Raw genomic sequence first — 25,335 nt, forward strand, 5'->3', positions numbered from 1 at the left:
ACTGTTAGATTTATCAGTTGACTTCCTCGGCGAACCTTCGGACGTGCTGGACTCCAGAAATTTGAAGTTTCTGACGCCGTCTAGGCTGCTTGTTCACAGCTGTATACTGCTGCCAGCTGCTCCGAGGAAGCCGCCACTAGGGGCGGCTTTTTCGTATGTGAATCAAGGCCATTTTTGCCGTGCATGCAGAATACGGATGATCTCAACGCACTCGCCCGAGACGCGGTAAATCATCACATAGTTAGGCCGTACCACGATTTCTCGAGTTTCTGGGTACCTGCCCTTTCTGTACACAGAAGGATTGTGTGCAGCGCGCCTGGCTTTCTCCCTGAAGGATTCGTCCAGCATGATGGCCGCTTCAAGGGTTATCTTGCGCAATATGGTCCATGATGCGAAAACGGTCTTTACGTGCCATCTGACGCCATACCAGCCGCATCAGCGAATTTTGGCCCTGGGCGCAGCGCGGTGTGCGGCGAACAGTCGTTCCGCTTCTTCATCCTCCATAAGCGGTGAAGTATCGTTCAGGCTTGCCTCGACCTGTTCAGTAAACCAAGCTCATAGGCTGCGGCCTCATGGGCCTTTTTGAGGGCCTGGGCACGATCCGGCCGTTGATAGGTACTCGTTTGGCCAGGATCAAACGTGGATGCATCGACTTCGAAATGCTCAATACCCAGATCGAGCAGGTAAGTCACCAAGGTTTCGAATTTCTTGAATAGCCTCACGTTGCCGCTGCGTTGGGCGGTCAGAATGTGTTCCTGCTGATTGATATCGACCTGAATGGCCCAACCTCCCGGTTGGCCCACGATGTGAGTGGCGTTGATGCGCCCTGCTTCAGCCAATCGGCTCAGGTTGGCATGGTCTACTTGATGAGTGGGCACGGGTGTTTTTCTCGGTTTCATCGGGATAAACCATGCTATGCAATCTATAGTTGATTGCGACTATATGCCTTCCGATATTGTTGTGGGAAGCTTCCTTCTGGTGTCATCAACTGTGGATAACTAATGACCGAATCTCCTCAGCGCAGCGCATTCACCCACTTCCACCCCATCCTCACCCGCCCGCAAGACAACGATCACAACGGCCATATCGCCGGTGCCACCGTGCATGGCTTCTTCGAAACCGCCATCCAGGCGTTTCTGGTGGAGCAGGCCGAATTCGACCTGCGCGAAGGTGCGCTGGCGGCGTTCGTGGTCAGTTCGGCTGCAGACTTCTTCGCCCTGCCGGGCTTTCCGGATGTGCTTGAGGTGGGGCTGGGCGTGACGCGCCTGGCGGGCAGTACCGTGGAGTACCGGTTGGCCCTCTATCGCCCGGGTGAAGCGGATGCCTGTGCGGCGGGGACGGTGGTGCAGGTGTTCATCGAGCGGGCAAGCGGCCGGCCTGTGCCGTTGCCTGAGGCGCTGCAGGCAGTGCTCGCTGGCCTTCAGCTCGGGCAACAGGCATAAAAAAGCCCCGCCGGTGCGGGCGGGGCGTTTGCTGCCAGGGCTGGGCCCTCAGGCATTAGTCGCGCCAGTGGCGCTTGTGCTTGCGGTGGCCGTAATGGTGGCCACGGTCGTAGTGACGGCGGTCGTCATAGCTGCGACGGTAGCGACGATCGTCATGGCGCTCGTCTTCGTCGGCCTTGTTACCCATGTAGTTACCCAGCGCGCCACCGGCACCACCGCCGGCTGCTGCACCAATGTAGCTACCGGTGGTACCGCCCACGGAGCGACCGACCACGTTACCGCCTGCAGCGCCCAGCGCGCCACCGATGGCGGCTTCGCCACGCTGACGTTTGTCGGCACCCAGTGCACCGCCGGCGGCGCCGCCCAAGCCGGCACCAATGGCGCCGCCTGTGCTACCACCGATGGAGTTGCCCACGACGGAGCCGAGTACCCCACCCAATGCGCCGCCAATGCCGGCCTCGGTATTGCCACCGGCCATGGCAACGCCGCTGAGCAAGCTGAAAGACAACAACAGAATCGAGGAGTACTTCTTCATCAAGAGAGCCTCATAAGGATGACGAGGCGAATTTGAGGCTCTGGAGCGCGGCTGGCAATTGAAATCCGACGAGTAGCACGAGTTGTACACAATTCTCTAAGTTACTGTATTTACTGTGAAACTTTATCGGTTTTTGGCTGTCAGAGGTACTTATGACAAAGCCCTGAACCGTTGCGGAACAGGGCTTTTTTCGTTTTTGGCGGTGCTGCTTCCGGCCCTTTCGCGGGCAAGCCCGCTCCTACACCATCACCCCAACTCTCAAGCCTAGTGGAGTTACCTGTGGGAGCGGGCTTGCCCGCGAAGAACCCAACACATCTCTACAGAATGCGCCCATTGTCCCGCGCCCGCTCAAGCTTGATGGCAATGAACTTGGAAGTCGGCGTATGGCTGCCATCGCCAATGCTCTCAAGCGGCACCAGCGGGTTCACTTCTGGATAGTAAGCCGCCGCCTGCCCCGCCGGGATATCAAAGGCCAGCAATGTGAAACCGTGCACACGGCGCACATGCTCATCGCCCCACAACGAAACGATGTCGACCTTCTGCCCCGGCTGGAAACCTAGGCGGAGGATGTCGGCCTCGTTGGCGAACAGCACTTCACGCTGGCCACGCACGCCGCGGTAGCGGTCATCCAGGCCATAGATGGTGGTGTTGTACTGATCGTGCGAGCGCATCGACTGCATGATCAGGTCTGGCAACTGGCCGCTGGCCCGCACCCTTTCATCAAGCAAGGTGTCCGGCAACAGGTTGGCCTTGAAGTTGGCGCGGCCGGTAGCGGTCTTCCATTCGCGGCTGGCGGCGCTGTTGCCCAGGTAAAAACCGCCCGGTTCACGCAGGCGTTCGTTGAAGCCGCCGAAGCCGGGGATGGTGTCGCCGATCAGGTCGCGGATGCGGTCGTAATCGGCCACCAGCCAGTGCCAATCGACCGGCTGCTTGCCCAGGGTGGCGGCGGCGATGCCAGCGACCACCGCAGGCTCCGAGCGCATCTGCGTCGACAGTGGTTTCAACTGGCCGTTGGAGGCATGGACCATGCTGAACGAGTCTTCCACAGTCACCGCTTGTGGCCCGTCGGCCTGCAGGTCGATGTCGGTACGGCCCAGGCACGGCAGGATCAGCGCCTGCTTGCCGTGAATCAGGTGGCTGCGGTTGAGTTTGGTGCTGATGTGCACGGTCAGTTCGCAGTTGCGCAGCGCCTGCGCGGTGCGCTCGGTGTCTGGCGTGGCTTGGGCAAAGTTACCGCCCAGGCCGATGAACACCTTGGCGCGGCCGTCGAGCATGGCGTGGATGGCTTCGACGGTGTTGTGGCCGTTGTGCCGCGGCACGGGGAAGTTGAAGCGCTTTTCGATGGCGTCGAGCAAGGCCACCGGCGGGCGCTCGTTGATGCCCATGGTGCGGTCGCCCTGGACGTTGCTGTGGCCACGCACCGGGCACAGGCCGGCGCCTGGCGCGCCGATGTTGCCGCGCAGCATCTGCAGGTTGACGATTTCCTGGATGGTCGGCACCGAATGACGGTGCTGGGTGATGCCCATCGCCCAGCACATGATCACCCGCTTGCCACGGCAGTACATGCGCGCTGCCAACTCGATGTCGGCCAGGGTTAGGCCGGATTGCGCCTGAATGTGTTCCCACGAAGTGGCGTCGACCACGGCCAAGTAGTCATCGACGCCGTGGCCATGCTCGGCAATGAAGGCGTGGTCGAAGACCGCAGGCTCGCCGTTGGCCTGGGCTTCGCGTTCCCACTGCAGGACGAACTTGGCCATCCCACGCAGCAGCGCCATGTCGCCACCCAGGGCCGGGCGGAAGAACGCGGTGTTGGTTGGCCGGTCGCTGTTGGTCAACATCTCCAGCGGGTTCTGTGGGTGCTGGAAGCGTTCAAGGCCGCGCTCTTTCAGCGGGTTGACGCACACCACCTGGGCACCGCGTTTAACCGCATCGCGCAGCGGGTCGAGCATGCGCGGGTGGTTGGTGCCCGGGTTCTGGCCCCAGACGAAGATCGCATCGGCATGCTCGAAATCGTCGTAGGTGACCGTGCCCTTGCCGACGCCGACGCTCTGACCCAGGGCCACGCCGCTGGCTTCGTGGCACATGTTCGAGCAATCCGGGAAATTGTTGGTGCCGTAGGCGCGCACGAACAATTGGTAGAGGTACGCGGCTTCGTTGCTGGCACGGCCCGAGGTGTAGAACTCGGCCTGGTCAGGCGTTGCCAGGTTGTTCAGTTCGCGGGCGATCAGGGCGAAGGCCGCCTCCCAACTGATGGGCTGGTAATGGTCGCGTTGCGCGTCGTAGACCATCGGTTCGGTCAGGCGCCCTTGGTACTCCAGCCAGTAATCGCTTTGTTCGCGCAGCGCGCTGACGCTGTAGCGGGCGAAGAAGGCGGCATCGACGCGGCGCTTGGTGGCTTCCCAGTTGACTGCCTTGGCGCCGTTCTCGCAGAACTTGACCATGCCGCTTTCCGGCGAATCGCCCCAGGCGCAGCCGGGGCAGTCGAAGCCGCCATTCTGGTTGGTCTTGAGCAGGGCTCGAATGTTCTTCAGCGCATTGTCGCTGCCGACCCAGGCCTTGGCCACGCTGCGCAACGCCCCCCAGCCACCGGCGGGGCCGTGGTAGGGCTTGTAGCGAGGGGAGGAGGCTGGGGCGTTGTCCGGGAGGTGCTGGTACGAGGTCACGGCTGTTACGACTCCGCCGCTGGGCTGTAGACCCGCGGTGCGCTGTGCTTGGGCAAGTGGATGAGGTTGAGGTTGTGCTTGCGTGCCCATTGCAGGGCAAGGCCGGTGGGCGCCGACAGGCTAACCAGGGTCTGGATGCCGGCACGCAGGACCTTCTGGATCAGCTCCAGGCTGCAGCGGCTGGTGACGATGGCCAGGCCGCCTTCACTGTCGATGCCTTGGCGCAGCAGGGCGCCGATCAGTTTGTCGAGGGCGTTGTGCCGGCCAATGTCCTCGCGGCCGAGCAACAGCTCGCCGTTACGGTCCATGAACAGTGCCGCATGCACCGCGCCGCAATGCTGGCCAAGCGGCTGGAAGGCGTCGATGCGCTGGCGCAGGCCAGCCAGCCAGTGCGCGGGCGGCAGTGGCGCGCCGGGCAGTTCGGCAAGCTCTGGCAGTGCCTGCTCCAGGGCTTCGACCCCGCACAGGCCGCAGCCGCTGGTGCCGGCCAGTTGGCGGCGCTGGTTTTTCAGGTTCCAGAAGGCGCGGCTGGAGATTTCCAGGTCGGCGTACATTGCCGAACCGCTGCCAGAAAGCTTGAGGTCATAGATTTCCTGGGTGCCTTCGACAATCCCGCTGCCGACGCTGAAACCAACTGCAAAGTCTTCCAGGTCGGTCGGGCTCACCAGCATCACGGCCTGATTGAGGCCGTTGAAGGCGATGGCCAGGGCCACTTCTTCGGCCAATGGCGTGCTGGCGCGCTCGGCGTCGCTGAGCTGGACGTATTCGTAGGTGTTGCTGGCGGCGGGCAAGGCCAAAGGCGATGAGGCCGCGCAGACCGGAGGTTTGCTGTTCATCGGGGCTGACTACCGGCGGCTTTTTGATAGCACAAGCCTAGGCCTGTGGGCCGGTCACGTCTAATCGCTAGGGTCTATGCCGTGATAGACCGCGTCGATTGGTCGCAGTGGGGCAGGCCGAGCAATCCTGGCCTAGACTCCTGGCTCCGAGGTTTTTTCAACAAGGAGAACGCAATGAGCCTATTCAGTTTCGTGAAGGAAGCCGGCGAGAAGTTGATCGACCTGCTGACCCCCGGCAATGCCAATGCCGAGGAGCAGCTCAAGGAGCATGTGCAAAAGGTTGGCCTGGGTAATCCGAACATCACCGCCACTGTAGAGGGCGACAAGATCATCCTCAAGGGTGAGGTGGCCAGCCAGGAGGAGAAGGAGAAGATCATTCTGGCGGCGGGCAACATCAGTGGTGTGGCCAGCGTTGACGATCAGATCAAGGTGACAGGGCCAGTCGTTCAGGCTGCGCGGTTCGTTACCGTTAAAAAGGGTGACACCCTTTCAGCCATTGCTCTAGTCGTGTATGGCAATGGCAACCAGTACAACAAGATCTTCGAGGCGAACAAGCCGATGCTCACCCACCCGGACAAGATCTACCCGGGGCAGGTGTTGCGCATTCCGGACTGATAGATCTCTGTAGGCTGTGCCGCCCCTTTCGCGGGGCAAGCCCGCGAAAGGGCCCTCACAGGCCTGCCAGCAAATCCCGGTAATCCTCGACCGCTGCAAACTCTTGGGTGTCGCGGGGTGCCGCCTGGCTATCTGGCTGGCGCACTGCCAGCAAATGCCCCACGCCAAACCGCTGGGCACTGCGCAAAATCGCCAATGTGTCATCGATGAACAGGCTGCGCGCAGGCTCAAAGCCAATATCCGCCTGCAAGGCATCCCAAAACTGTGGGCTCTCTTTCGGATAACCATAATCATGCGAACTGATCAGCCGCTCGAAATACGGCGCCAGTTCCACCCGCTCCAGCTTCAGTGACAGCGAGTCACGGTGGGCATTGGTGATCATCACCACGCGTTTGCCTGCCTGACGGATGGCGGCCAGGAAGGTGTCGGCATCCGGGCGCAGGGCAATCAGGTCGGCGATCTCGCGTTTCAGTTCGCGGATCGGCAGCTTCAGCTCACGGCTCCAGAAGTCCAGGCAGTACCAGTTGAGCGTGCCGGCATTGCGCTCGAACAAAGGCTGCAGCTCCATTTCCGCCATGGCCCGGCTCACGCCATGCAGCTCGGCATAGCGCTGGGGCAGGTGCTCCAGCCAGAAGCGGTTGTCGTAGTGCAGGTCGAGCAGCGTGCCGTCCATGTCCAGCAGGACAGTATCGATGGCAGACCAGGGAAGAACAGGCATGGGAAACTCTCGTTCAGTCGGCTAGCCACGGTATAGTAACCCGTTCACGCCAAGGAGCTGCCCCATGCGCCAGAAACCCACCGTCCTCAACCGCGAAATCGTCGCCAGCAGCCGCCTGTTCCGCGTCGAGGCCGTGCAATTGCGCTTCAGTAACGGCGCCGAGCGCACGTATGAACGCTTGGTCGGCCGGGGCAATGGTTACGGGGCGGTGATGATCGTGGCCATGCTCGATGCCGAGCATGCCGTGCTGGTCGAGGAGTACTGCGGAGGCACGGACGAATATGAGCTGTCGCTGCCCAAGGGCTTGATCGAGCCGGGCGAAGACGTGCTGGCGGCGGCGGACCGCGAGCTCAAGGAAGAAGCCGGCTTTGGTGCGCGGCAGCTGGAACACCTGACCGAGTTGTCGCTGTCGCCGGGCTACATGAGCCAGAAGATTCAAGTGGTGCTGGCCACCGACCTGTATGAGGAACGCCTCGAGGGCGATGAACCAGAGCCCATGGGCGTAGACAAGGTCAACCTGCGCGAGCTGTCGGCGCTGGCCATGCACCCGCAATTTACCGAGGGCCGTGCCTTGGCGGCGCTGTACCTGGCGCGCGACCTGCTGATCCAGCGGGGGCTGCTGGAGCTATGAACGACCTGCAACTGATGCACGAAGTGGTCAAGCTGGCCCATCTGGCGGGCGAGGCGATTCTGCCGTTCTGGCGGGCCGACGTGGCGGTGACCAACAAGGCTGATGATTCCCCGGTGACCGCCGCCGACCTGGCCGCCCACCGCATCATCGCTGATGGCCTGCTGGCGCTGGCGCCGCAGATCCCGGTGCTGTCCGAGGAGGACTGCAACATTTCGCTGGCCGAGCGCCAGGGCTGGAGCCGCTGGTGGTTGGTTGACCCGCTGGACGGCACCAAGGAATTCATTGCGGGCAGTGAAGAGTTCACGGTCAACATCGCCCTGATCGAAAACGGCGTGGTGGTGTTTGGCGTGGTCTCGATGCCGACCAACGGGCGCTGCTACTCGGGTGGGCGCCAGTTGGGTGCGTGGCGTGCCGAGGCGGGGGAAGCTGCCCAGCCAATCCAGGTGCGTAACGCACCGCCTGCCGAAGGCCGTTTCACGGTGGTGGCCAGCCGTCGCCATTCCAGCCCCGAGCAAGAGGCGCTGTTGGCAGGGTTAGGGGCGGCGGTGGGTGAGCTGGACCTGGCCAATATCGGCAGCTCGCTGAAGTTCTGCCTGCTGGCCGAAGGCAGCGCTGATTGCTACCCGCGCCTGGCACCGACGTCGCAGTGGGATACCGCCGCTGCACAGGGCGTATTGGAGGGGGCCGGTGGCGAAGTGATCGAGCTGGATGGCCAGCCGTTCACCTACCCGGCGCGTGAAGCCCTGCTCAATCCGTTTTTCCTGGCCTTGCCCCGCGCAGCCGCCTGGCGCCAAGCCTTGATCGAACTGGCGCGCGCATTGTAGGAGCAGCCTTGTGCTGCGAAGAGGCCCGTTCAAGCAACAATAGCGATGGTGTCGATACGGGCCTTTTCGCAGCGCAAGGCTGCTCCTACAGACTCACTAGCGGTGCAGCACGTACTGGCCGCTGAATTTCACGGCAGGCTCGTCACTGCCAGCGTTGCTGACGGTGGTTTTCAGCGTCAAACGCGCCCGGCCGCGGCGCTGGTACATCGCCACGAAGCGCTCCCAAGCCTTCTCATCCGGCGCCGCACAGCGGGCCACCGCCGCGCCGGTGACCGGTAGCGGATAACTGATCTGCCCTTCCTGAATGACGATATGCCCGTCATCAATGCCCAGCTCGCGCAAGCGCAGGTGCAGCCACCCCCACCCCACCAGCACCGCGGCGCAGTACAGGCTGCCGCCGAACATGGTGCTCTTGTGGTTAACGTTGGCTGCCAGCGGCAGTTGCAGGCGCAGGGTGTGCTGCTGCCAATCGATGACCTCCAGGCCCATTTCGCGGGTCAGAGGGATGTCGCTGTGCAGTACAGATTGCAGGTACTGGCTGTCGCTGCTCATGGACGGTTGTCCTCCTGGTCGTCGTGCCCGCCACTGCCGCCGTCAAAATTGAGGCTGTGTTTGCGCAGCTTGTCATGCAGGGTCTTGCGGGGGATGCCCAGCGCTTCGGCCAGGCTGCGCATCGAGCTGTGCGGCTGGGCAAGCTCGGCGGCGATCAGCGAGCGCTCGAACTGTTCGACCTGTTCGCTGAGGTTGCCGGTCAATACTGGCGCCGTGGGCGTCGCCGCAGCCGGCGCCTGGCCGTCGAGGGCAAGCTCCAGGCCAAGGGCGAAGCGCTCGGCGACGTTCTGTAGCTCACGCACGTTGCCCGGCCAGTCGTGGCGCAGCAGCAAGGCGCGCTGGGCCGGCTGCAGGGTGTGCGGCGGCAAGCCGTGGCGCTGGCTGGCGGCGTCGGCAAAGTGCTGGAACAACACCAAAATGTCATCGCCACGCTCGCGCAGCGGGGGGATGCGCAGCGGCGCCACGTTCAGGCGGTAATACAGGTCGGCCCGGAAGCGCCCTTGGTCGGCTGACTGGCGCAGGTCTTCCTTGGTGGCGGCGATGATGCGGATATCCAGCGGGATCAGCTGGTTGCCGCCCAGGCGTTCGACCACCCGCTCCTGCAGCATGCGCAGCAACTTTACTTGCACATCCAGGCTCATGCTTTCGATTTCATCGAGGAACAGCGTGCCGCCATTGGCGAATTCGAACTTGCCGATACGCCGCTTCTGCGCACCGGTGAAGGCGCCGGGTTCGTGGCCAAACAGCTCGCTCTCGACCACCGATTCGGCCAATGCCCCGGCGTTGATGGCCACGAAGGGCCCGTCGCGGCGGCTAGAAAGGTCGTGCAGGGCGCGGGCAACCACCTCTTTGCCGGCGCCAGTTTCACCCAAAATCAGCACATCGGCACGGGTGCCGGCCAAGGCGCCGATCTGCTCACGCAGGCGCAGCATCGTCGGCGACTGGCCCACCAGGCGGGTGGCCAGTTGCTGACGGTCGCTCAAGGCCAGGCGCAGGCTGCGGTTGTCCAGCACCAGGCGGCGCAGGGCCAGGGCGCGGCGCACGCTGTCGAGCAGGGCGTCGCTGGCGAACGGCTTTTCGAGAAAGTCATAGGCGCCGGCACGCATGGCCTGTACCGCCAGCGGCACATCGCCGTGGCCAGTAATCAGCAGCACGGGCAGTTCGCTGTCGCGGCCGTGCAGTTGCTCCAGCAGTTGCAGGCCATCGATGCCCGGCATGCGGATGTCGCTGACCACCACACCGGGCCAGTCGGCTTCGATGCGCTCGGCCAGGCCTTGGGCATCGGCCAGCGCCACCACTTTGAGCCCGGCAAGGTCCAGGGTCTGGCTCAGGGCTTGGCGCAGGTGCGGGTCGTCGTCGACCAGAATGACCTGGGCTTGGCTGTCGATCAGTGTCTCGGGGCTCATGCCGAGGGGTCCTCCGAATTGGGCAGGGTAGCGCCGGGTGCCGCCACGCGCAGTTGCAGGGTAAGCAGGGCACCGCCTTCAGGGTGGTTGGCCAGCAGCAGTTCGCCGCCCAGGGCGCGCATCAGGCTTTCGCAGATGGCCAGCCCCAGGCCAAGGCCCTGGGTACGGGTCTTGGTGGTGAAAAACGGCTCTTTGGCATGCTCCAGTGCCTGGCGGCTGAAGCCCGGGCCATTGTCGCGGATGTACAGATAGACGTAGCCATCGCGCTGTTCGGCACTCAGCCAGAGGCGGCGTGGGTTGGCCTTTTCGGTCAGGGCATCGAGGGCGTTGGCCAGCAGGTTGCCCAGCACTTGGCGCAGGCGGGTTTCGCCGGCTTGCACCCACAACGTGGCCTCTGGCAGGTCGCGGATCAGCTCGACGGCCATCGCGCGGCGGCGCTTGGCCAGCAGCGCCAGGGCGTCGTCCAGTGCCGGCTGCAGGGCCACGCTTTCCGGGGCGTGGCGGTCGCGGCGGGCGAAGGCGCGCAGGTGGGCGATGATCGAGGCCATGCGCCCGGTCAGCTCACCGATCAGCTTGAGGTTGCCGCGGGCGTCTTCGGTGCGCTGGTGGTCGAGCAGGATCTCGGCGTTTTCGGCGTAGCTGCGGATGGCCGCCAGCGGCTGGTTGAGCTCGTGGCTGATGCTCGCCGACATGGTGCCCAGCACCGACAGCTTGCCGGCCTGGACCAGTTCGTCCTGGGCCCGCACGGCCTCCTGCTGGGCGTTTTCACGTTCGAGCACGGCGCTCTTGAGGCGGGTGTTGAGGCCTTCAAGGTCAGCGGTACGTTCGGCGACGCGCTTTTCCAGCTCTTGACGGCCACGGGCCTCGAAGTCGATGCGGTCGATGTAGTGCCGGCGCCGCTGCATCACCAGGCCGGCCAGCAGCACCAGCACCAGCAACGTGCCGGCGCCGATGGCCATCACCGTCTGCACCGAGCGGTCGACCAGGATGCGCGGGGCGAGGATGCTGACCTGCCAGCCGGTTTCCTTGATGTCGCGGGTCTGGGTGATCCACGCGTCCTGGTTCAGCACCAAGGGTTGCGGGGCCTGGGTCGGGTACGGCTGGATGGCGATGATCGCCTGGCGCTCGGCCTCGGTCAGCGCGCGGGTGGCGCGAAAACGCCAGTCCGGCCGAGAGGTGAGGATGACCACGCCGTTATGGTCGGTCAGCAACAGTTGCTCGGGGGTACGGCCCCAGAGGGTTTCGGTGTGGTCGAGGTCGACCTTGACCACCAGCACGCCCACGATCCGCTCGCGGTCGCGCACGGCGGCGGCGAAGAAGTAGCCACGCTTGGCCGAGGTAGTGCCCTGGCCAAAAAAGCGCCCTAGGTGGCCGGCCATGGCTTCGTTGAAGTAGGGGCGGAAGGCGAAGTTGCGACCGACGAAACTGTCGTGCTTGTCCCAGTTGGAGGCGGCCAGGGTATTGCCGCTGACGTCCATCAGGTACATGACCTCGGCACCGGTCTGCTGGACGATGTCCTTGAGCAGGCGGTTGGCGTTGGTTACCGCTTCCAGGCGGAACGGGTCGGCCAGCACGCCGCGCAGCGCCGGCAGGTCGCCGAGGATTTGCGGCAGGGTTTCGTAGCGGTGCAGGGTGCCCAACAGGTTGGCGACGTACAGGTCGAGGGTCTGGCGATTCTGCGAGGCCAGCTCTTCCTGGTAATAGCGCTCGGCCAGATGATGCAGCGGCCACAGCAGTGGGATCAGGCACACGGCCAGCAGGGCCAGGCTGCGCCAGCGGGGACGGCGTGGGGGCGTGGGTTTCGCGATCATCAGGTCAATGCGCCAGAAAAGTCTGACGCAATTATGCGCTACTTGAGGCAGTCGATCAGCGCCTGCTGCCAGTGCGGCAGGCTGATGTGCCATTGCTGGGCCAAGCGTGAGCAGTCCAAGCGTGAATTGAGTGGCCTGCGGGCGGGTGTAGGGTATTCGCTGGACGGGATCGGCTGCAGTTCGGCACAGGGTAACCCTTGCGCCTGCAACTGCTCGGCGATCGCCTGGGCGAAACCGAACCAGGAGGTCTCACCTTGCGCAGTGAGGTGGTAGGTGCCCCAGTCGCCAGCCTGCCCGGCTTGCCAGCGCTCGATCAGCGTGCGGGTGCTGGCGGCAAGGGTAGCGGCAGACGTCGGCGCGCCAATCTGGTCGTTTACCACGCGCAGTTGGGGCTTTTCCTGCAGCAGGCGCTGCATTGTCAGCAGGAAGTTGCGCCCATACAACGAATAGACCCAGCTGGTACGCAGGATCAGGTGCTGGCCGGCCACCGCGGTAATCGCCTGCTCGCCGGCCAGTTTGCTGTGGCCATAAACCCCCAGGGGGTTGGGCGTGTCTTGTTCGGTATAGGGCGTGGCCTTGCTGCCGTCGAAGACGTAGTCGGTGGAGTAGTGGAAGAGCGGCGCACCCAGCCGTGCTGCTTCTTCGGCGAGCACGCGGGGGCCATGGGCATTGATTGCAAAGGCCAGCTCGGGCTCTTGTTCGGCCTGGTCCACCGCCGTGTAGGCAGCCGCGTTTATGATCAGGTCGGGGGCGATCCGGCGCAGCGGCTCGCGCAGGGCCTCGGGCTGTGCCAGGTCGAGGTGCTCGCGGCCAAGCACGTGTAGCTCGCCAAGCCCGGCCAGCTGCGCCTGAAGCGCCTGGGCAACCTGGCCATTACGGCCGCAGACGACGATTTTCATGGCAGCAGTTGCGCCTCGCTCAGCGGTACGCCGACCTTGTCTTTGTCCGACAGCACCGGCGGCCCCGCGAGTTGCCAGTCGATGGCCAGCTCAGCGTCATCCCAGCGGATGCAACGGTCTGCGCCAGGGTTGTAGTAGTCCGTGGTCTTGTAGAGAAACTCGGCCGATTCGCTGACCACCGAGAAGCCGTGGGCGAACCCCGGTGGAATCCACAGTTGCCGATGATTATCGGCCGACAGGTGCACCGCGACCCATTTGCCGAACGTGGGCGAACTTCTGCGCACGTCCACGGCAATGTCGCGTATCTCACCCTGTACCACCCGCACCAGTTTGCCCTGGGTGTTTTCCACCTGATAGTGCAGGCCGCGCAACACGCCTTTGACGGAGCGCGAGTGGTTGTCCTGGACGAAGTCCACGGTGACGCCGGTGTGCTTCGCGAACTCGCGGGCATTGAAGGCTTCGAAGAAGAAGCCACGGCTGTCACCGTATACCGTTGGCTCGATGATCAGTACGTCAGGGATCTCGGTGGGGATGATGTTCATGCAGACTCGTTTGCCAGTTTGCCCAGGTACTGACCGTAACCGGTCTTCTTGAGTTTTTCAGCCTTGGCCAGCAGCTGGTCACGGGTGATCCAGCCCTTGTTGAAGGCGATTTCTTCCAGGCAGGCCACTTTCAGCCCCTGGCGATTCTCGATGGTTTGCACATATTGCGAGGCATCCAGCAGGCTCTCATGGGTGCCGGTGTCGAGCCAGGCGAAGCCACGGCCAAAGCGCTCCACACGCAAGTCGCCACGCTTGAGGTAGGCATTGGTGACATCGGTGATCTCAAGCTCGCCGCGCTCCGAGGGGCGAATGCCTTTGGCGATTTCGACCACGTCGTTGTCGTAGAAGTACAGGCCCGTCACGGCATAGCTGGACTTGGGCTTGAGTGGCTTCTCTTCGATGGACAGCGCATTGCCCTGCTCGTCGAACTCGACCACACCGAAGCGCTCCGGGTCCTTGACCCAATAGCCGAACACGGTGGCGCCGCTGGGGTGGCTGACCGCGCGCTGCAACTGTTCGGTGAAGCTCTGGCCGTGGAAGATGTTGTCACCGAGGATGAGGCAGACCGAGTCGTCACCGATAAACTGCTCACCGATCAGGAACGCCTGGGCCAGGCCGTCGGGTGATGGTTGCTCGGCATAGCTGATGCGAATGCCGAACTGGCTGCCATCGCCGAACAGCTGGCGATACTGAGGCAGGTCCTGGGGCGTGGAGATCAGCAGGATGTCGCGGATATCGGCAAGCATCAGCACCGAGATCGGGTAGTAGATCATCGGCTTGTCATAAATTGGCAGCAGTTGCTTGGATACCCCGAGGGTGATGGGGTGCAGGCGGGTGCCGGATCCTCCGGCCAGGACGATGCCCTTGGTCATGCAATGAGCTCCTTGATGTCGGTATTGCCCAGGCGTTCCCCCTGGTAGCTGCCATCCTGGACATGGCGGCACCACTGCAGGTTATCCAAGTACCACTGCACGGTCTTGCGCAGCCCGGTGGCGAAGGTTTCCTGCGGTACCCAGCCCAGCTCCCGCTCGATCTTGCTGGCATCGATGGCATAGCGCAGGTCATGGCCGGGGCGGTCTTGAACGTAGGTGATCAGGTCTGCATAACGGGCGACGCCTTCAGGGTGCTGTGGCGCCAGCTCGTCGAGCAGGGCACAGATGGCGTGAACCACGTCGAGGTTCTTCTGCTCGTTGTGGCCGCCGATATTGTAGGTTTCGCCGACCTCGCCGCGGCTCACCACCTCGAGCAACGCCCGGGCGTGGTCTTCGACAAACAGCCAGTCGCGCACCTGCTGGCCATTGCCGTACACCGGCAGTGGCTTGCCGGCCAGGGCATTGAGGATCATCAGCGGGATCAGCTTTTCAGGGAAATGGTACGGGCCGTAGTTGTTCGAGCAGTTGGTGATCAGTACCGGCAGGCCATACGTGCGGTGCCAGGCGCGTACCAGGTGGTCGGAGGCGGCCTTGCTCGCCGAATAGGGGGAGCTGGGCGCATACGGCGTGGTCTCGTGGAACAGGTCGTTGGCGCCATGCAGGTCGCCATACACTTCGTCGGTGGAGATATGGTGAAAGCGGAACGCACGGCGCTGCTCGGCAGGCAGGCGGCTCCACCAGGCACGGGTGGCTTCGAGCAGGGCGTAGGTGCCGACGATATTGGTCTGGATGAACGCTGCCGGGCCGTCGATCGAACGGTCCACATGGGACTCGGCAGCCAGGTGCATGATCGCGTCGGGCTGGAAGCGCTCGAGCACGGCACTGACTGTCGCCGCATCGGCGATATCGGCGTGGACGAATTCGTAACGGGTATTGTTGGCGATGCTTTGCAGCGACTCGAGGTTGCCGGCGTAGGTCAGCTTGTCGAGGTTCAACACTTCGTGTTCGGTGTTGCCGATCAGGTGCCGGACCAGCGCCGAGCCAATGAAGCCGGCGCCGCCTGTGACGAGTATGCGCATCTCAAGTCGCCTCTGGAAAACCAAGTTCTATGGCATGCAGCCTAGCTCGTCGGCTAGGGTGGTGGCAGACAAATATCATGGGTTTGAGCGTGATTATGGTGGATATGCCGATGGATATCGATTTAATAAGCGATAAGGCTTTGCCAGTCGGCTGTTTTTGCTTTTAAAGCCGATATATATCGGTTATAAATTTGCCATCGTTGCTCCTACCCCTATCGACCAACGCCCCAGCGCACATCGGCTCAGGGCCTACGCAGAGGTTAACCATGAAAACCCTCAATTCTACCCCCCGTGCCGACGGCTTCCACATGCCCGCTGAATGGGCGCCGCAGACCCAGGTCTGGATGGTCTGGCCGGAGCGTTCGGACAACTGGCGCCTGGGTGGTAAACCGGCACAGGCCGCGCATGTGACATTGGCCAAGGCTATCGCCCGCTTCGAGCCAGTGACCGTGGGTGTTTCTGCTGGCCAGTACGAGAACGCACGCCGTCAGCTCGACCTGCCGAACATCCGCGTCGTGGAAATCAGCAATGACGACGCCTGGGTGCGCGACACCGGCCCGACCTTCGTCATCAACGACCACGGCGAAGTGCGCGGCGTGGACTGGGGCTTCAATGCCTGGGGCGGCTTCGATGGCGGGCTTTACGCACCCTGGAACCGTGACGAGGAACTGGCCGCCAAGGTCCTGGAAATGGAGCGCTGCCAGCGCTACCAGACCGAGGGCTTCGTGTTGGAAGGTGGTTCGATCCATGTGGACGGCGAGGGCACGGTGATCACTACCGAAGAATGCCTGCTCAACCGTAACCGCAACCCGCACCTGGGTCGTGAGGAAATCGAAGCGGTCCTGCGTGAGCAGTTGGCAGTCGATACCGTCGTCTGGCTGCCGGACGGCCTGTACAACGACGAGACCGACGGCCACGTCGACAACTTCTGCTGTTACGTGCGCCCAGGCGAAGTGTTACTGGCTTGGACCGATGATTCCAACGACCCCAACTACGCCCGCTGCCACGCGGCGATGGACGTGTTGAAAAACACCCGCGACGCCAAAGGCCGTGAGTTCGTGGTGCACAAGATGCCGATCCCGGGCCCGCTGTACGCCACGGCTGAAGAGTGTGCTGGCGTCGACCAAGTGGCCGGTAGCCAGGAACGCGACCCGTCGGTGCGCCTGGCCGGCTCGTACGTGAACTTCCTGATCGTCAACGGCGGCATCATCGCGCCGAGCTTCGATGACCCTGCCGATGCCCAGGCCAGAGCCATCCTGGCCGAGCGCTTCCCGGATCATGAAGTGGTGATGATTCCAGGCCGTGAATTGTTGTTGGGGGGCGGCAATATCCACTGCCTGACCCAGCAGCAGCCGGCGCCGGTCAAGCGCTGAGACCACCGTGAATAAAGAGGCCCGTCATACGACGGGCCTTTTTTTTCGGGCGACCTTTCCACGCGACGTCCGGCCGCCTGAGTGGCATACGTTTTGTATTGTTTTTCAATTAGATAGCTCGAATGGGTCGGGCTCTCTGATCTGTAACAATGCCTACGTAAATTAGCCGCTCACGGGCAAAGGAGTACGTGTGGAAATGAACGCAGCAAGTGAGTCGGCTTTGTGCCCATCGGCCGTTAACCACCCATCGCTCAAGCTGTTGGCGCAGTGGTTGAAGCACCATGGAAACATCCAGGTCAGGACGACCGACCCACGACGTCTGCTTGCCGGGCGATACCCGCAAGGGCTGATCAGTGAAGCAGAGATGCAGGCGCTGATGGCGGTGTGGCACTGATCTCATCGGTTTTACCGGTGCTGGCCCCTTCGCAGCACAAGGCTGCTCCTACAGGTGGCGCGTGATCCCTGTAGGAGCAGCCTTGTGCTGCGAAGAGGCCGGTACAGCCAACAAAGATCAGAAGCGGTAAGTGCTCGTCACCACCAGGCTCCGCGGGTCGCCCACCTGGATCTGCGCCGCACTGGTCGCCGAACTGTAGTAGGTCTTGTCGGCAATGTTGTTCAACGCCGCCCGCACATCCCAGTCGTGGGTGCGGTAGCCGGCCAGCGCATCCCAGCGGCCGTAGCCTGGCAACACCGTGGTGTTCTGGTTGTCGGCATAACGCTCACCCACCAACGTCAAGCCGGTCTCGGCGTACCAGCCCAATTCCGGTTTCCAGGTCACGAACAGGCTGGCATTACGCTTGGCCACGTCGTTGATGCGGTTGCCTTCCTGGTTATTGTTGTCTTTGACGATGGTCGCATCCTGCAGGCCGATGCCCCCGCGCACGTACCAGTTGCCGACGATATTGCCGGTGGCGGTCAGCTCGATGCCTCGTGAGCGTTGCAAGCCGCTGAGCAGGGTGATTTCCGGGTTCTCCGGGTCACGCGTGCGGCGGTTGTAAAGCTCCAGTTCATACACGGCGAGGGTGGTGGTCAGGCGTTGGTCGAACCAGTCGCTCTTGACCCCGATCTCCTTCTGCCGGGTCAGCTCTGGCCCGGTGTCGTTGGTGTTGCCCGGCGCGCCAGGGGTGATGCCGATCAGGCCACCGCCCACTGGCGAGAAGGTCTTGCTCCACGACGCATAGAAGGAATGGTCGCGCCACGGCGTGTAGACCACACCCAGACGCGGGCTGGTGGTGTTGCTGTCCTGCGGCTCGGTCAGGCCGTCCTTGTTGGTGGTCTCTACCTCGAACTGGTCGAAACGAACGCCAGCGAGCACCTGCCATTGATCGTTCAGGCGGACCTGGTCTTGCAGGTAGAGGCCACGGCTTTGGACCACGGTGTGGTTGTCGCTCGACAGCAACATTGGGCCCGTGTGCTGGCGGCTGCGGTCGGGGTTGCCGACGTCCAGGCTGGGCACACTATTAGGCGCAGCGGTGTACAGGGTCGGGTCACGCCGTTGGCTGCCGAACTCCAGGCCCACCAACAGCTTGTGCTCCAGCCCCACGGTAGTGAAGTCGCCCTCGGCTTCGAGGTTGTTAAACAGGTTGCGGGTGTTCAGGTCTTGCTGCCAGCGCTGGCGGGTGACGGTGTTGGTGCTGGCGTTGTAGCCCGTCGCGTAGGTGTTGTCGAACTCGCTGTCGAGCTTGAACAGGCCGAGGGTGTGGCGCAGTTGCCAGGTTTCGTTCAGCTGGTAGTTGAGCCGCGAGCGCAGCGACTGGGCGCGGTCATCGATGTAGTCGCGCTGGGTATCGCTGTAGGTAGTGCTGCGGCTGACGTCGGCCGGGCGGCCGTTGACCCCGGGGATACCGCGGTCTGGTGTGCGGTTGTAGCGGCTGTATTCGTAATGCACCAGCCAGTTCAGGTCGGGCGAGAGCTGCCAGCTCATCGACGGGGCGAACAGCTGGCGGCTGCCATCGATGCCGTCGCGGAAGCTGTTGTTGTCTTGGTTGCCCAGGTTCAGGCGCAGGCTGATGGTATCGCTGGGGTCGGCGCTGAGGTCGGCGTACAGGCTGCGCAAATCTTCGCTGCCGCCTTGCGCCTCGATGCTCGAACGGCGGCCGTGCTCCGGCGCCTTGCTGACGCGGTTGACAATGCCACCCTGGCTGCCGCGGCCATACAACACCGCCGCCGGCCCTTTGAGTACCTCGACCCGCTCGATGTTGTTGAGGTCGCGGATGTACTGGCTGTCGTCGCGAATGCCGTCCAGGTAGAAGTCGTTGCTGGCCTCGAAGCCGCGAATGCGCACGCTGTCGAAGCGGGTGTCGGCGCCGCTGCTGACGTTGGGGATGCCCTCAAGTGCCTTGCCCAGGGTGTTGTTGCCGTAGTCCAGCACGTTGGCGGTCTTTACCGTGTCGATGGCCTGGGGCACGTAGCGCACGGGCGTCGAGGTGCGCGTCGCGGTACTGACTTCCTTGACCCGCGGGTTGTCCTCCTCGCGCTCGCCTTCGGCAGTCACTGACATTTCCGGCAGGGTGGTGGTGGCAGCGGTGGCCAGGCTGGCGCTGAACAGCAGCGACAGGCCAAGCGTCAGCGGGGAGAGGCGGCAGGGTACAAGCATGGAGACATCCGGACCGTGGCAGGTGAGAAAGGGTGCGAATGGTAATGCTTGCTATTTACTGTTGCTTGGGTATCTGTAAAGGGTTGTCTTTACATATGTATCACTTTGTAACCGCCGCTGTTGTATGCTCCGCGCCCGTGAAAGCTGCCGGGTTGGTCAAAGCGACATTTCTGACAGAAGAAAAAATGCCCACTGATAGCGCCAACAGGCATGGAAATGCACCAGCCGCCTGGGTGATTTTGGTTATATCAACCTGCATTTCACGATTTTTTGACATTTGTAATCGCACACCGCTAGGATTCGGCCAACGCCTGCTGGCCATGACATGGCCATGCTGCTGTAAAAGGCCACCGTGCGATTGCCGGCAAGCCTTTCAGTCTGGATCCGCATAGCGTCGAACCTACGAAGGGGCGTTGGTTCCTGGCGTCATATTGCGAAGCGTTTTTGATTAAGAAATAAGGAAAACAACATGTTGAAAACCAGGATCAGCCTGGTCGCACTGGCAATGATCGCCGCGACCCAGGCCCAGGCCAATGAGCAGGCCGACAGCAAGGGCTTCATCGAAGACAGCCACGCCAACGTTCTGCTGCGCAACGCCTACATCAACCGTGACAAGAAGCACGGTACCGATGATCAGATCGAATGGGGCCAAGGCGTCATCGCCAACTTCTCCTCCGGTTTCACCCAGGGCACCGTCGGTGTCGGTGTCGACGCATTCGGCCTGTACGCCCTGCGTCTGGACGGCGGCAAAGGCCACAACGGTGGCGGCGGCGTCGACTTCTTCAAACCGCACGACACCAAGAACGCCGACGGCAACGCCAGCTCGCCACACAACCTGGCCCGTGGCGGCGCAGCCGTGAAATTCCGCATCTCCAACACCGTGCTCAAGTACGGTGACCAGATGCCAGCACTGCCTGTGCTGCAGTACGACGACGCCCGTCTGCTGCCAGAAAGCTTCACCGGTACCCTGATCACTTCCAAAGAAATCCAGGGCCTGGAACTGAACGCCGGCCGCTTCACCCAAGAAGCGCGCAAAAGTGCCGAGCGTCGTGACGGTGGTGGCCTGAAGTCGATCAACGTCTTCGGTGGTAGCTACAAGTTCACCGACAACTTCACTGCTTCGCTGTACACCGCAGACAACGAAGACGTGATGCAGAAGCACTACCTGGGCATGAACTATGTCTTCCCGATCGCCAGCGACCAGTCCCTGACCTTGGACTTCAACGGCTACAAGTCGGACATCAACAACAAGTTCGTCAAAGCGGCCGAGCTCAATGGTGACTCCAACACCATCTGGAGCCTTGCAGCGACCTACGCCTACGGTGCGCACTCGTTCACCATCGCGCACCAGCGCAGCACTGGCAGCACCGGTTACAACTACGGCTTCTACCAGAACGCCGGCGGCGTGGGTGACGGTGGTTCGACCATCTACCTGGCCAACTCGTACTGGTCTGACTTCAACGCCGAAGACGAGCGTTCCTGGCAGCTGGGCTACGGCCTGGACTTCGGCGCCTACGGCGTACCGGGCCTGACCTACAAGCTGGCCTACGTAGTGGGTGACAACATCAACACCCGCAACGTCGCCAACCCGCAAGGTTTCGGTGAAGGTAAAGAGCGCGAAATCTTCAACCAGATCCGTTACGTGGTTCAAGACGGCCCGGCCAAAGACCTGTCGGTCAAGCTGCGCAGCTCGTTCGTACGCACCAACAATGCCGTACAGCAGAACGGCTACAACGACGACGGTAACGAAGTCCGCGTATTCGTTGAGTACCCGATCAGCATCTTCTGATCGGATGGCGTCGGGGCTGCTTTGCAGCCCTTTCGCAGCGCAAGGCTGCTCCTACAAATACATGGACATCGCGCTCGCTGCCCCTGTTGTAGGAGCAGCCTTGCGCTGCGAAGGGCCGCAAAGCGGCCCCAGCTCATCAAGCTGGGACGCTTTCCTCACGGCGCCTGCCAGTTGCCTTCGCTACCAGCACCCTCTCCCCAGTCTCCGGCGCAAAACTGTCGCTGCGCGCCATCCGCCACATCCGCGCATAAAACTCGCTTTCAATCGAGCCACTGAGCAATTCGCCAGGCTTGAGGAACGTATGCAGGTCTGAAAACAAGCCGATCTCGCTGGCGCTGACACGCCGTGCCAAGTGCTTGGGCTTGAGCTCCGACGGGTGCTCCAGGCCCGCCGCCGCAAGCATCTCAGCCAATGTATGCAGGGTATTGCGGTGGAAGCTCGCCACCCGCTGTGCCTTGTCCGGTACCACCAGCGCACGCTGGCGTAGCGGGTCTTGGGTGGCGACCCCGGTCGGGCATTTGTTGGTGTGGCAGCTCTGCGACTGAATGCAGCCAATGGCGAACATGAAGCCGCGCGCCGAATTCACCCAGTCGGCACCAATGGCCAGCACACTGGCGATGTCGAAGGCGCTGACGATCTTGCCCGCCGCGCCAATGCGGATGCTCGAGCGCAAATTCAGGCCGACCAAGGTGTTGTGCACGAACATCAAGCCTTCGCGCATGGGCACGCCCATGTTGTCACTGAACTCGCGTGGCGCCGCGCCGGTGCCGCCTTCCTTGCCGTCGACGACGATGAAGTCGGGGGTGATCCCCGTGGCCAGCATCGCTTTGGCAATGCCCATGAACTCCCACGGGTGGCCCAGGCAGAACTTGAAACCCACCGGCTTGCCGCCCGACAGTTCGCGCAGGCTGGCAACGAACCGCAGCAGTTCGACCGGCGTGCGGAACGCGCTATGGGCGGCCGGCGAAATGCAGTCTTCGCCCTCACGCACGCCACGGGTGGCGGCGATTTCCGGGCTGACTTTGTGCCCTGGGAGGATGCCGCCGTGGCCAGGCTTGGCGCCTTGGCTGAGCTTGATCTCGATCATCTTCACTTGCGGCGAGCGGGCTTGCTCGGCGAAGCGTTGTGGGTCGAAACGGCCTTCTTCGGTGCGGCAGCCAAAGTAACCGCTGCCGATCTCCCAGATCAGGTCGCCGCCATGTTCGCGGTGGTAGGGGCTGATGCTGCCCTCACCGGTGTCATGGGCAAAGCGCCCCAGCCGTGCACCCTGGTTGAGCGCCGCGATGGCGTTGGCGCTGAGGGCGCCGAAACTCATGGCCGAGATGTTGAAGATCGATGCCGAGTAAGGTTGCCGGCACTGCGGCCCGCCAATGGCGATGCGAAACGAGGCGGGGTCGGGCGTGGCCACCGGCAGCATCGAATGGCTGATGAATTCGAAGCCGGGTTTGTAGGCATCGTTGAGCGTGCCGAAGGCTTTTTCGGCGCTCTCGTTCTTCGCCCGTGCATACACCAGGGAACGCTGGGAGCGTGAGAACGGCAGCTTGTCGTCGTCACCTTCGATCAGGTATTGGCGGATTTCTGGGCGGATGGTTTCGATCAGGTAACGGATGTTGCCCAGGATCGGGTAGTTGCGCCGCACCGCGTGGTGGCTCTGGCGCAGGTCATTGAGGCCGACCAGGCTGAGCAGGGTGGTGATCAGTGTGAATGGCCAGAGCCAGGCATGTTGGGGCAGTAATGGGAGGCTGGCACAGGTGAACGACAGGCAGATGAAAAGGCAGGCGTAGCGGCTGGGCAGTGAGTGTTTCATGGGTCCATCGCAGGCAGGATGACCCACCTAGGATAGGCAATGGTGGGCTGCGGAAAACCTGGGCAATCGGTAAAACACTGTTACCTGATCCCGTGCCCAGCTTTTTGTAGGCGCGGTGACAGGTTATCGAGGTAACAGCACGCTGGCCCGCAGCCCACCGCCGTCGCGGTTGCACAACAGCAACTCGCCGCCATGACTGGCCGCGATCCGCTGGGCAATACTCAACCCCAAGCCATACCCGCCAGACGCCTGGTTACGCGACCCTTCACCCCGCACGAACGGGTCGGCAACCGTCGCCAGCAAGCCTGGCGCGATCCCCGGCCCTCGGTCATCGACATGGATATAAACCCCCGTGGTCGCGCGCTCCAGCGTGACCGAAACCTCCTTGCCATAGCGCAAGGCATTGACCAGTAAATTCTGCAGGCAACGCTGCAGCAGCAGCGCATCAACCCGCAAGCTGCCACCCTGGCCATGAACCGGCAGTGGCTCGCTGGCTGTGGACAAGTCGGCACACTGCCGCGCCACCAGCCGGTCCAGGTCCACCTGTTGCAGGTTCTGCTGCTCCCCGGCCCGCAGGTAATCGAGCACTTGGCCAATCATGTCGTCCATCTGCGTGATGTTCTGCCGCAGGCGCTGGCGATGCTCGTCGTCCGGCAAGCGCTCCAGGCGCAGGCGCATGCGGGTCAGCGGGGTGCGCAGGTCGTGGGACACGGCAGCCAGGAAGTAGGCCTTGTCGTTGACCATCGCAATCAACCGCTGCTGCATGGCGTTGAAGGCCTGGGCGGCCTGGCGCACTTCTTCCGGCCCGTCCAGCGCCAAGGGCGGCTGTTCCAGGTTGCTGCCCAGGCCGCGCGCGGCATCCGCCAGGCGCCGCAATGGGCGCAGGCACAGGCGCACCGCCACCAGGCACACCAGCAGCACGGCGACGATGCGCAGGGCATACACCCGCAGCAGGTAATCGCTGATCAACACCCAGGCGGACTCGCCGCTCCAGCCCTGCAGCTCCTGGCCATCGATGGTCAGCCAATGCCCATCGGCCAGCGGCACGGCAAACGCGATATGTGCCTGCGCCGTGCGCAAACCGAACAGGCTGCGCCAGACAATCGGCTGGCCCAGTTCGTCGGTCAGGTGCACTTTCAGCAGGCGCACCTCCTGGGTATGGCCCAGTTCGTACTTGAGGGCCTGCTGCAGCAGCAGCTCGATACGCTTGCGCCCTCTGCGTTCATCGTGCTCCGCCGCAGGCAGGTTTTCGGCACAGCGCAGCTGATAATGCGCGGGTGCCGGCAACGGGCTGCCATGGCAATTGGCACTGGCGATCAGTGGCGCGCTGCGGGCGGCGATCAGCCGAACAGGGGCTTCAAGCACCTGGGCGAAACGCACATCGAACCAGATGCTGCTCGACATCAACTGGATCACCACGGTGCCACTGACCATGATCAACAGCAGTTGGCCAAACAGCGTGCGCGGCCACAGCCGGCGAAGCCAGCGCATGTCAGGCATCAGCCTCGCTGCGCGCAAGGCTCAGCAAGTAGCCTTCGTTGCGGATGGTGAGGATCTGCGCAGCGCCGCCTGGCGCGCGCCGCAATTGCTGGCGCAGGCGGCTGACGCACATGTCCACCGAGCGGTCGTCTGGCAGGTGGTCGCGGCCGAACGCACTGCGGGTCAGCTGATCGCGGGATACCACGCGGTTGTTGGCCTCCAGCAGCTCGCGCAATACGCGGTGGTCGGAGCGGGGCAGGGTCAGCGTTTCGCCGTCAGGGCGGGTGAGCAGGCGTTTGACGTGGTCGAGGCGAAACCCGGCGAACTGCTGCGCTTCCACCGCAGGCTTTGCAACCGGCGTATCCAGGCGCTGCGGGCGGCGCAATACCGCTTTTATCCGAGCAATCAGCTCGCGTGGCTCGAAGGGTTTGGCCAGGTAATCGTCCGCGCCCACTTCCAGGCCAATGATGCGGTCCAACGTGCTGCCTTTGGCCGACAACATGATCACCGCCAACCCGGGCGTCGATTGCAACTGGCGGCACAGGCTCAAGCCATCTTCGCCGGGCAGCATCAAGTCCAGCACCACCAGCTCGACTTTATGCAGCGCCAGTTGCTGGCGCATCCCGTCGCCGTCAGCGGCCGCTAGCACGGTATAGCCGGCATCGGTCAGGTAATCGCAGAGAAGTTCGCGGATCTCGTCGTCATCGTCGACAACCAGCAGGGTCGTGCTCATTTCAAAAAACACCTGTTCGATGAGGGCCGGTGGCGCTCGTTACGTTCGATTACAAGCCCGTACAAGCCGGGTCTGGAGCCTCAAGGGCGGATCCCTAGAATCGTAACAAAAAATCATCTGCGAATACGAAGCC

At 62.8% G+C, this 25,335-nt stretch carries 24 protein-coding genes; 7 read left to right on the forward strand and 17 right to left on the reverse strand.

What is annotated here, in order from left to right:
* Positions 1 to 162: 162 nt before the first annotated feature.
* The gene (locus LOY53_RS01225; RefSeq protein ID WP_258703502.1) at positions 163 to 348 is read right to left on the reverse strand and encodes a type II toxin-antitoxin system RelE/ParE family toxin; all 186 of its coding nucleotides are present in this window, start codon (positions 346 to 348) and stop codon (positions 163 to 165) included.
* Positions 349 to 521: 173 nt separating this feature from the next.
* Positions 522 to 899 (reverse strand): hypothetical protein, encoded by a 378-nt coding sequence (locus LOY53_RS01230; RefSeq protein WP_258703503.1) that lies wholly within the window; start codon positions 897 to 899, stop codon positions 522 to 524.
* Between the two features lie 102 nt (positions 900 to 1,001).
* Here LOY53_RS01230 and LOY53_RS01235 point away from each other — a divergent pair, with 102 nt between their 5' ends.
* Complete coding sequence (locus LOY53_RS01235; protein ID WP_085273862.1) at positions 1,002 to 1,442, forward strand: thioesterase family protein; 441 nt, start codon at positions 1,002 to 1,004, stop codon at positions 1,440 to 1,442.
* Between the two features lie 55 nt (positions 1,443 to 1,497).
* Here LOY53_RS01235 and LOY53_RS01240 read toward each other — a convergent pair whose 3' ends face one another.
* From LOY53_RS01240 to fdhD, 3 genes are all read right to left on the reverse strand, one after another.
* Positions 1,498 to 1,977, reverse strand: a complete 480-nt coding sequence (locus LOY53_RS01240; protein ID WP_027595195.1) for a glycine zipper domain-containing protein — start codon at positions 1,975 to 1,977, stop codon at positions 1,498 to 1,500.
* A 317-nt stretch (positions 1,978 to 2,294) separates the two neighbouring features.
* On the reverse strand, positions 2,295 to 4,640 hold the full coding sequence (locus tag LOY53_RS01245; RefSeq protein ID WP_258703504.1) for an FdhF/YdeP family oxidoreductase: 2,346 nt from the start codon (positions 4,638 to 4,640) through the stop codon (positions 2,295 to 2,297).
* A 5-nt stretch (positions 4,641 to 4,645) separates the two neighbouring features.
* A complete protein-coding gene (gene fdhD, locus LOY53_RS01250) occupies positions 4,646 to 5,476 on the reverse strand; it encodes a formate dehydrogenase accessory sulfurtransferase FdhD (RefSeq protein WP_099452628.1) in 831 nt (276 codons plus the stop codon).
* A 174-nt stretch (positions 5,477 to 5,650) separates the two neighbouring features.
* Here fdhD and lysM point away from each other — a divergent pair, with 174 nt between their 5' ends.
* Positions 5,651 to 6,091 (forward strand): peptidoglycan-binding protein LysM, encoded by a 441-nt coding sequence (gene lysM / locus LOY53_RS01255; RefSeq protein WP_186681870.1) that lies wholly within the window; start codon positions 5,651 to 5,653, stop codon positions 6,089 to 6,091.
* A gap of 55 nt (positions 6,092 to 6,146) precedes the next feature.
* Here lysM and yrfG read toward each other — a convergent pair whose 3' ends face one another.
* On the reverse strand, positions 6,147 to 6,809 hold the full coding sequence (gene yrfG, locus LOY53_RS01260; protein ID WP_027595199.1) for a GMP/IMP nucleotidase: 663 nt from the start codon (positions 6,807 to 6,809) through the stop codon (positions 6,147 to 6,149).
* 64 nt (positions 6,810 to 6,873) lie between these two features.
* Between yrfG and nudE the strand changes: the two genes are divergently transcribed.
* Entirely contained in the window at positions 6,874 to 7,440 is a 567-nt protein-coding gene (gene nudE / locus LOY53_RS01265; RefSeq protein ID WP_027595200.1) for an ADP compounds hydrolase NudE, read from the forward strand.
* Complete coding sequence (cysQ, locus tag LOY53_RS01270; protein ID WP_258703505.1) at positions 7,437 to 8,264, forward strand: 3'(2'),5'-bisphosphate nucleotidase CysQ; 828 nt, start codon at positions 7,437 to 7,439, stop codon at positions 8,262 to 8,264. The genes nudE and cysQ overlap by 4 nt, the downstream gene beginning before the upstream one ends.
* A gap of 96 nt (positions 8,265 to 8,360) precedes the next feature.
* On the opposite strand, the gene LOY53_RS01275 is transcribed toward cysQ, so the two are convergent.
* The 7 genes from LOY53_RS01275 to rfbB are packed head-to-tail and all read right to left on the reverse strand — an operon-like array spanning position 8,361 to position 15,425.
* Positions 8,361 to 8,816: a YiiD C-terminal domain-containing protein gene (locus LOY53_RS01275; RefSeq protein WP_252826426.1), complete on the reverse strand. Its 456-nt coding sequence runs from the start codon at positions 8,814 to 8,816 to the stop codon at positions 8,361 to 8,363.
* Positions 8,813 to 10,222 carry a sigma-54 dependent transcriptional regulator gene (locus LOY53_RS01280; protein WP_252826427.1) on the reverse strand — a complete coding sequence of 470 codons (1,410 nt, stop codon included), beginning with the start codon at positions 10,220 to 10,222 and terminating at the stop codon, positions 8,813 to 8,815. The genes LOY53_RS01275 and LOY53_RS01280 overlap by 4 nt, the downstream gene beginning before the upstream one ends.
* On the reverse strand, positions 10,219 to 12,033 hold the full coding sequence (locus LOY53_RS01285; RefSeq protein ID WP_027595204.1) for an ATP-binding protein: 1,815 nt from the start codon (positions 12,031 to 12,033) through the stop codon (positions 10,219 to 10,221). Before LOY53_RS01285 ends, LOY53_RS01280 begins: the two co-directional genes overlap by 4 nt.
* A 38-nt stretch (positions 12,034 to 12,071) precedes the next feature.
* Positions 12,072 to 13,010, reverse strand: a complete 939-nt coding sequence (gene rfbD / locus LOY53_RS01290) for a dTDP-4-dehydrorhamnose reductase (protein WP_408981364.1) — start codon at positions 13,008 to 13,010, stop codon at positions 12,072 to 12,074.
* A complete protein-coding gene (gene rfbC, locus LOY53_RS01295; protein ID WP_027595206.1) occupies positions 12,929 to 13,474 on the reverse strand; it encodes a dTDP-4-dehydrorhamnose 3,5-epimerase in 546 nt (181 codons plus the stop codon). The genes rfbD and rfbC overlap by 82 nt, the downstream gene beginning before the upstream one ends.
* A complete protein-coding gene (rfbA, locus tag LOY53_RS01300) occupies positions 13,471 to 14,346 on the reverse strand; it encodes a glucose-1-phosphate thymidylyltransferase RfbA (protein ID WP_252826428.1) in 876 nt (291 codons plus the stop codon). Before rfbA ends, rfbC begins: the two co-directional genes overlap by 4 nt.
* A complete protein-coding gene (gene rfbB, locus LOY53_RS01305) occupies positions 14,343 to 15,425 on the reverse strand; it encodes a dTDP-glucose 4,6-dehydratase (protein ID WP_099452633.1) in 1,083 nt (360 codons plus the stop codon). Before rfbB ends, rfbA begins: the two co-directional genes overlap by 4 nt.
* A 266-nt stretch (positions 15,426 to 15,691) precedes the next feature.
* Between rfbB and aguA the strand changes: the two genes are divergently transcribed.
* Both aguA and LOY53_RS01315 read left to right on the forward strand, forming a co-directional pair.
* Positions 15,692 to 16,798: an agmatine deiminase gene (aguA, locus tag LOY53_RS01310; RefSeq protein ID WP_252826429.1), complete on the forward strand. Its 1,107-nt coding sequence runs from the start codon at positions 15,692 to 15,694 to the stop codon at positions 16,796 to 16,798.
* 196 nt (positions 16,799 to 16,994) lie between these two features.
* Entirely contained in the window at positions 16,995 to 17,192 is a 198-nt protein-coding gene (locus LOY53_RS01315) for a hypothetical protein (protein ID WP_027595210.1), read from the forward strand.
* A gap of 117 nt (positions 17,193 to 17,309) precedes the next feature.
* On the opposite strand, the gene LOY53_RS01320 is transcribed toward LOY53_RS01315, so the two are convergent.
* On the reverse strand, positions 17,310 to 19,394 hold the full coding sequence (locus LOY53_RS01320) for a TonB-dependent siderophore receptor (RefSeq protein ID WP_258703506.1): 2,085 nt from the start codon (positions 19,392 to 19,394) through the stop codon (positions 17,310 to 17,312).
* Between the two features lie 469 nt (positions 19,395 to 19,863).
* Between LOY53_RS01320 and LOY53_RS01325 the strand changes: the two genes are divergently transcribed.
* Complete coding sequence (locus tag LOY53_RS01325) at positions 19,864 to 21,183, forward strand: OprD family porin (RefSeq protein ID WP_027595212.1); 1,320 nt, start codon at positions 19,864 to 19,866, stop codon at positions 21,181 to 21,183.
* 136 nt (positions 21,184 to 21,319) lie between these two features.
* On the opposite strand, the gene LOY53_RS01330 is transcribed toward LOY53_RS01325, so the two are convergent.
* The 3 genes from LOY53_RS01330 to LOY53_RS01340 all read right to left on the reverse strand — a co-directional run bounded on the left by LOY53_RS01330 (position 21,320) and on the right by LOY53_RS01340 (position 25,202).
* Positions 21,320 to 22,990, reverse strand: a complete 1,671-nt coding sequence (locus tag LOY53_RS01330; RefSeq protein ID WP_258703507.1) for an FMN-binding glutamate synthase family protein — start codon at positions 22,988 to 22,990, stop codon at positions 21,320 to 21,322.
* A gap of 123 nt (positions 22,991 to 23,113) precedes the next feature.
* Positions 23,114 to 24,481 carry an ATP-binding protein gene (locus tag LOY53_RS01335; RefSeq protein WP_252826433.1) on the reverse strand — a complete coding sequence of 456 codons (1,368 nt, stop codon included), beginning with the start codon at positions 24,479 to 24,481 and terminating at the stop codon, positions 23,114 to 23,116.
* Position 24,482: 1 nt separating this feature from the next.
* Positions 24,483 to 25,202 (reverse strand): response regulator, encoded by a 720-nt coding sequence (locus tag LOY53_RS01340; protein ID WP_027595215.1) that lies wholly within the window; start codon positions 25,200 to 25,202, stop codon positions 24,483 to 24,485.
* Between the last annotated feature and the right edge of the window lie 133 nt (positions 25,203 to 25,335).

It is taken from the genome of Pseudomonas sp. B21-031, assembly GCF_024748985.1.
In the GTDB taxonomy this organism is placed as follows: Bacteria; Pseudomonadota; Gammaproteobacteria; order Pseudomonadales; family Pseudomonadaceae; genus Aquipseudomonas; species Aquipseudomonas kermanshahensis.

Coding starts and splice junctions, on each gene's coding strand:
- LOY53_RS01225 (WP_258703502.1), bottom strand. CDS start 348: ATGCTGGACGAATCCTTCAGGGAGAAAGCCAGGCGCGCTGCACACAAT.
- LOY53_RS01230 (WP_258703503.1), bottom strand. CDS start 899: ATGAAACCGAGAAAAACACCCGTGCCCACTCATCAAGTAGACCATGCC.
- LOY53_RS01235 (WP_085273862.1), top strand. CDS start 1,002: ATGACCGAATCTCCTCAGCGCAGCGCATTCACCCACTTCCACCCCATC.
- LOY53_RS01240 (WP_027595195.1), bottom strand. CDS start 1,977: ATGAAGAAGTACTCCTCGATTCTGTTGTTGTCTTTCAGCTTGCTCAGC.
- fdhD (WP_099452628.1), bottom strand. CDS start 5,476: ATGAACAGCAAACCTCCGGTCTGCGCGGCCTCATCGCCTTTGGCCTTG.
- lysM (WP_186681870.1), top strand. CDS start 5,651: ATGAGCCTATTCAGTTTCGTGAAGGAAGCCGGCGAGAAGTTGATCGAC.
- yrfG (WP_027595199.1), bottom strand. CDS start 6,809: ATGCCTGTTCTTCCCTGGTCTGCCATCGATACTGTCCTGCTGGACATG.
- nudE (WP_027595200.1), top strand. CDS start 6,874: ATGCGCCAGAAACCCACCGTCCTCAACCGCGAAATCGTCGCCAGCAGC.
- cysQ (WP_258703505.1), top strand. CDS start 7,437: ATGAACGACCTGCAACTGATGCACGAAGTGGTCAAGCTGGCCCATCTG.
- LOY53_RS01275 (WP_252826426.1), bottom strand. CDS start 8,816: ATGAGCAGCGACAGCCAGTACCTGCAATCTGTACTGCACAGCGACATC.
- LOY53_RS01280 (WP_252826427.1), bottom strand. CDS start 10,222: ATGAGCCCCGAGACACTGATCGACAGCCAAGCCCAGGTCATTCTGGTC.
- LOY53_RS01285 (WP_027595204.1), bottom strand. CDS start 12,033: ATGATCGCGAAACCCACGCCCCCACGCCGTCCCCGCTGGCGCAGCCTG.
- rfbC (WP_027595206.1), bottom strand. CDS start 13,474: ATGAACATCATCCCCACCGAGATCCCTGACGTACTGATCATCGAGCCA.
- rfbA (WP_252826428.1), bottom strand. CDS start 14,346: ATGACCAAGGGCATCGTCCTGGCCGGAGGATCCGGCACCCGCCTGCAC.
- rfbB (WP_099452633.1), bottom strand. CDS start 15,425: ATGCGCATACTCGTCACAGGCGGCGCCGGCTTCATTGGCTCGGCGCTG.
- aguA (WP_252826429.1), top strand. CDS start 15,692: ATGAAAACCCTCAATTCTACCCCCCGTGCCGACGGCTTCCACATGCCC.
- LOY53_RS01315 (WP_027595210.1), top strand. CDS start 16,995: ATGAACGCAGCAAGTGAGTCGGCTTTGTGCCCATCGGCCGTTAACCAC.
- LOY53_RS01320 (WP_258703506.1), bottom strand. CDS start 19,394: ATGCTTGTACCCTGCCGCCTCTCCCCGCTGACGCTTGGCCTGTCGCTG.
- LOY53_RS01325 (WP_027595212.1), top strand. CDS start 19,864: ATGTTGAAAACCAGGATCAGCCTGGTCGCACTGGCAATGATCGCCGCG.
- LOY53_RS01330 (WP_258703507.1), bottom strand. CDS start 22,990: ATGAAACACTCACTGCCCAGCCGCTACGCCTGCCTTTTCATCTGCCTG.
- LOY53_RS01335 (WP_252826433.1), bottom strand. CDS start 24,481: ATGCGCTGGCTTCGCCGGCTGTGGCCGCGCACGCTGTTTGGCCAACTG.
- LOY53_RS01340 (WP_027595215.1), bottom strand. CDS start 25,202: ATGAGCACGACCCTGCTGGTTGTCGACGATGACGACGAGATCCGCGAA.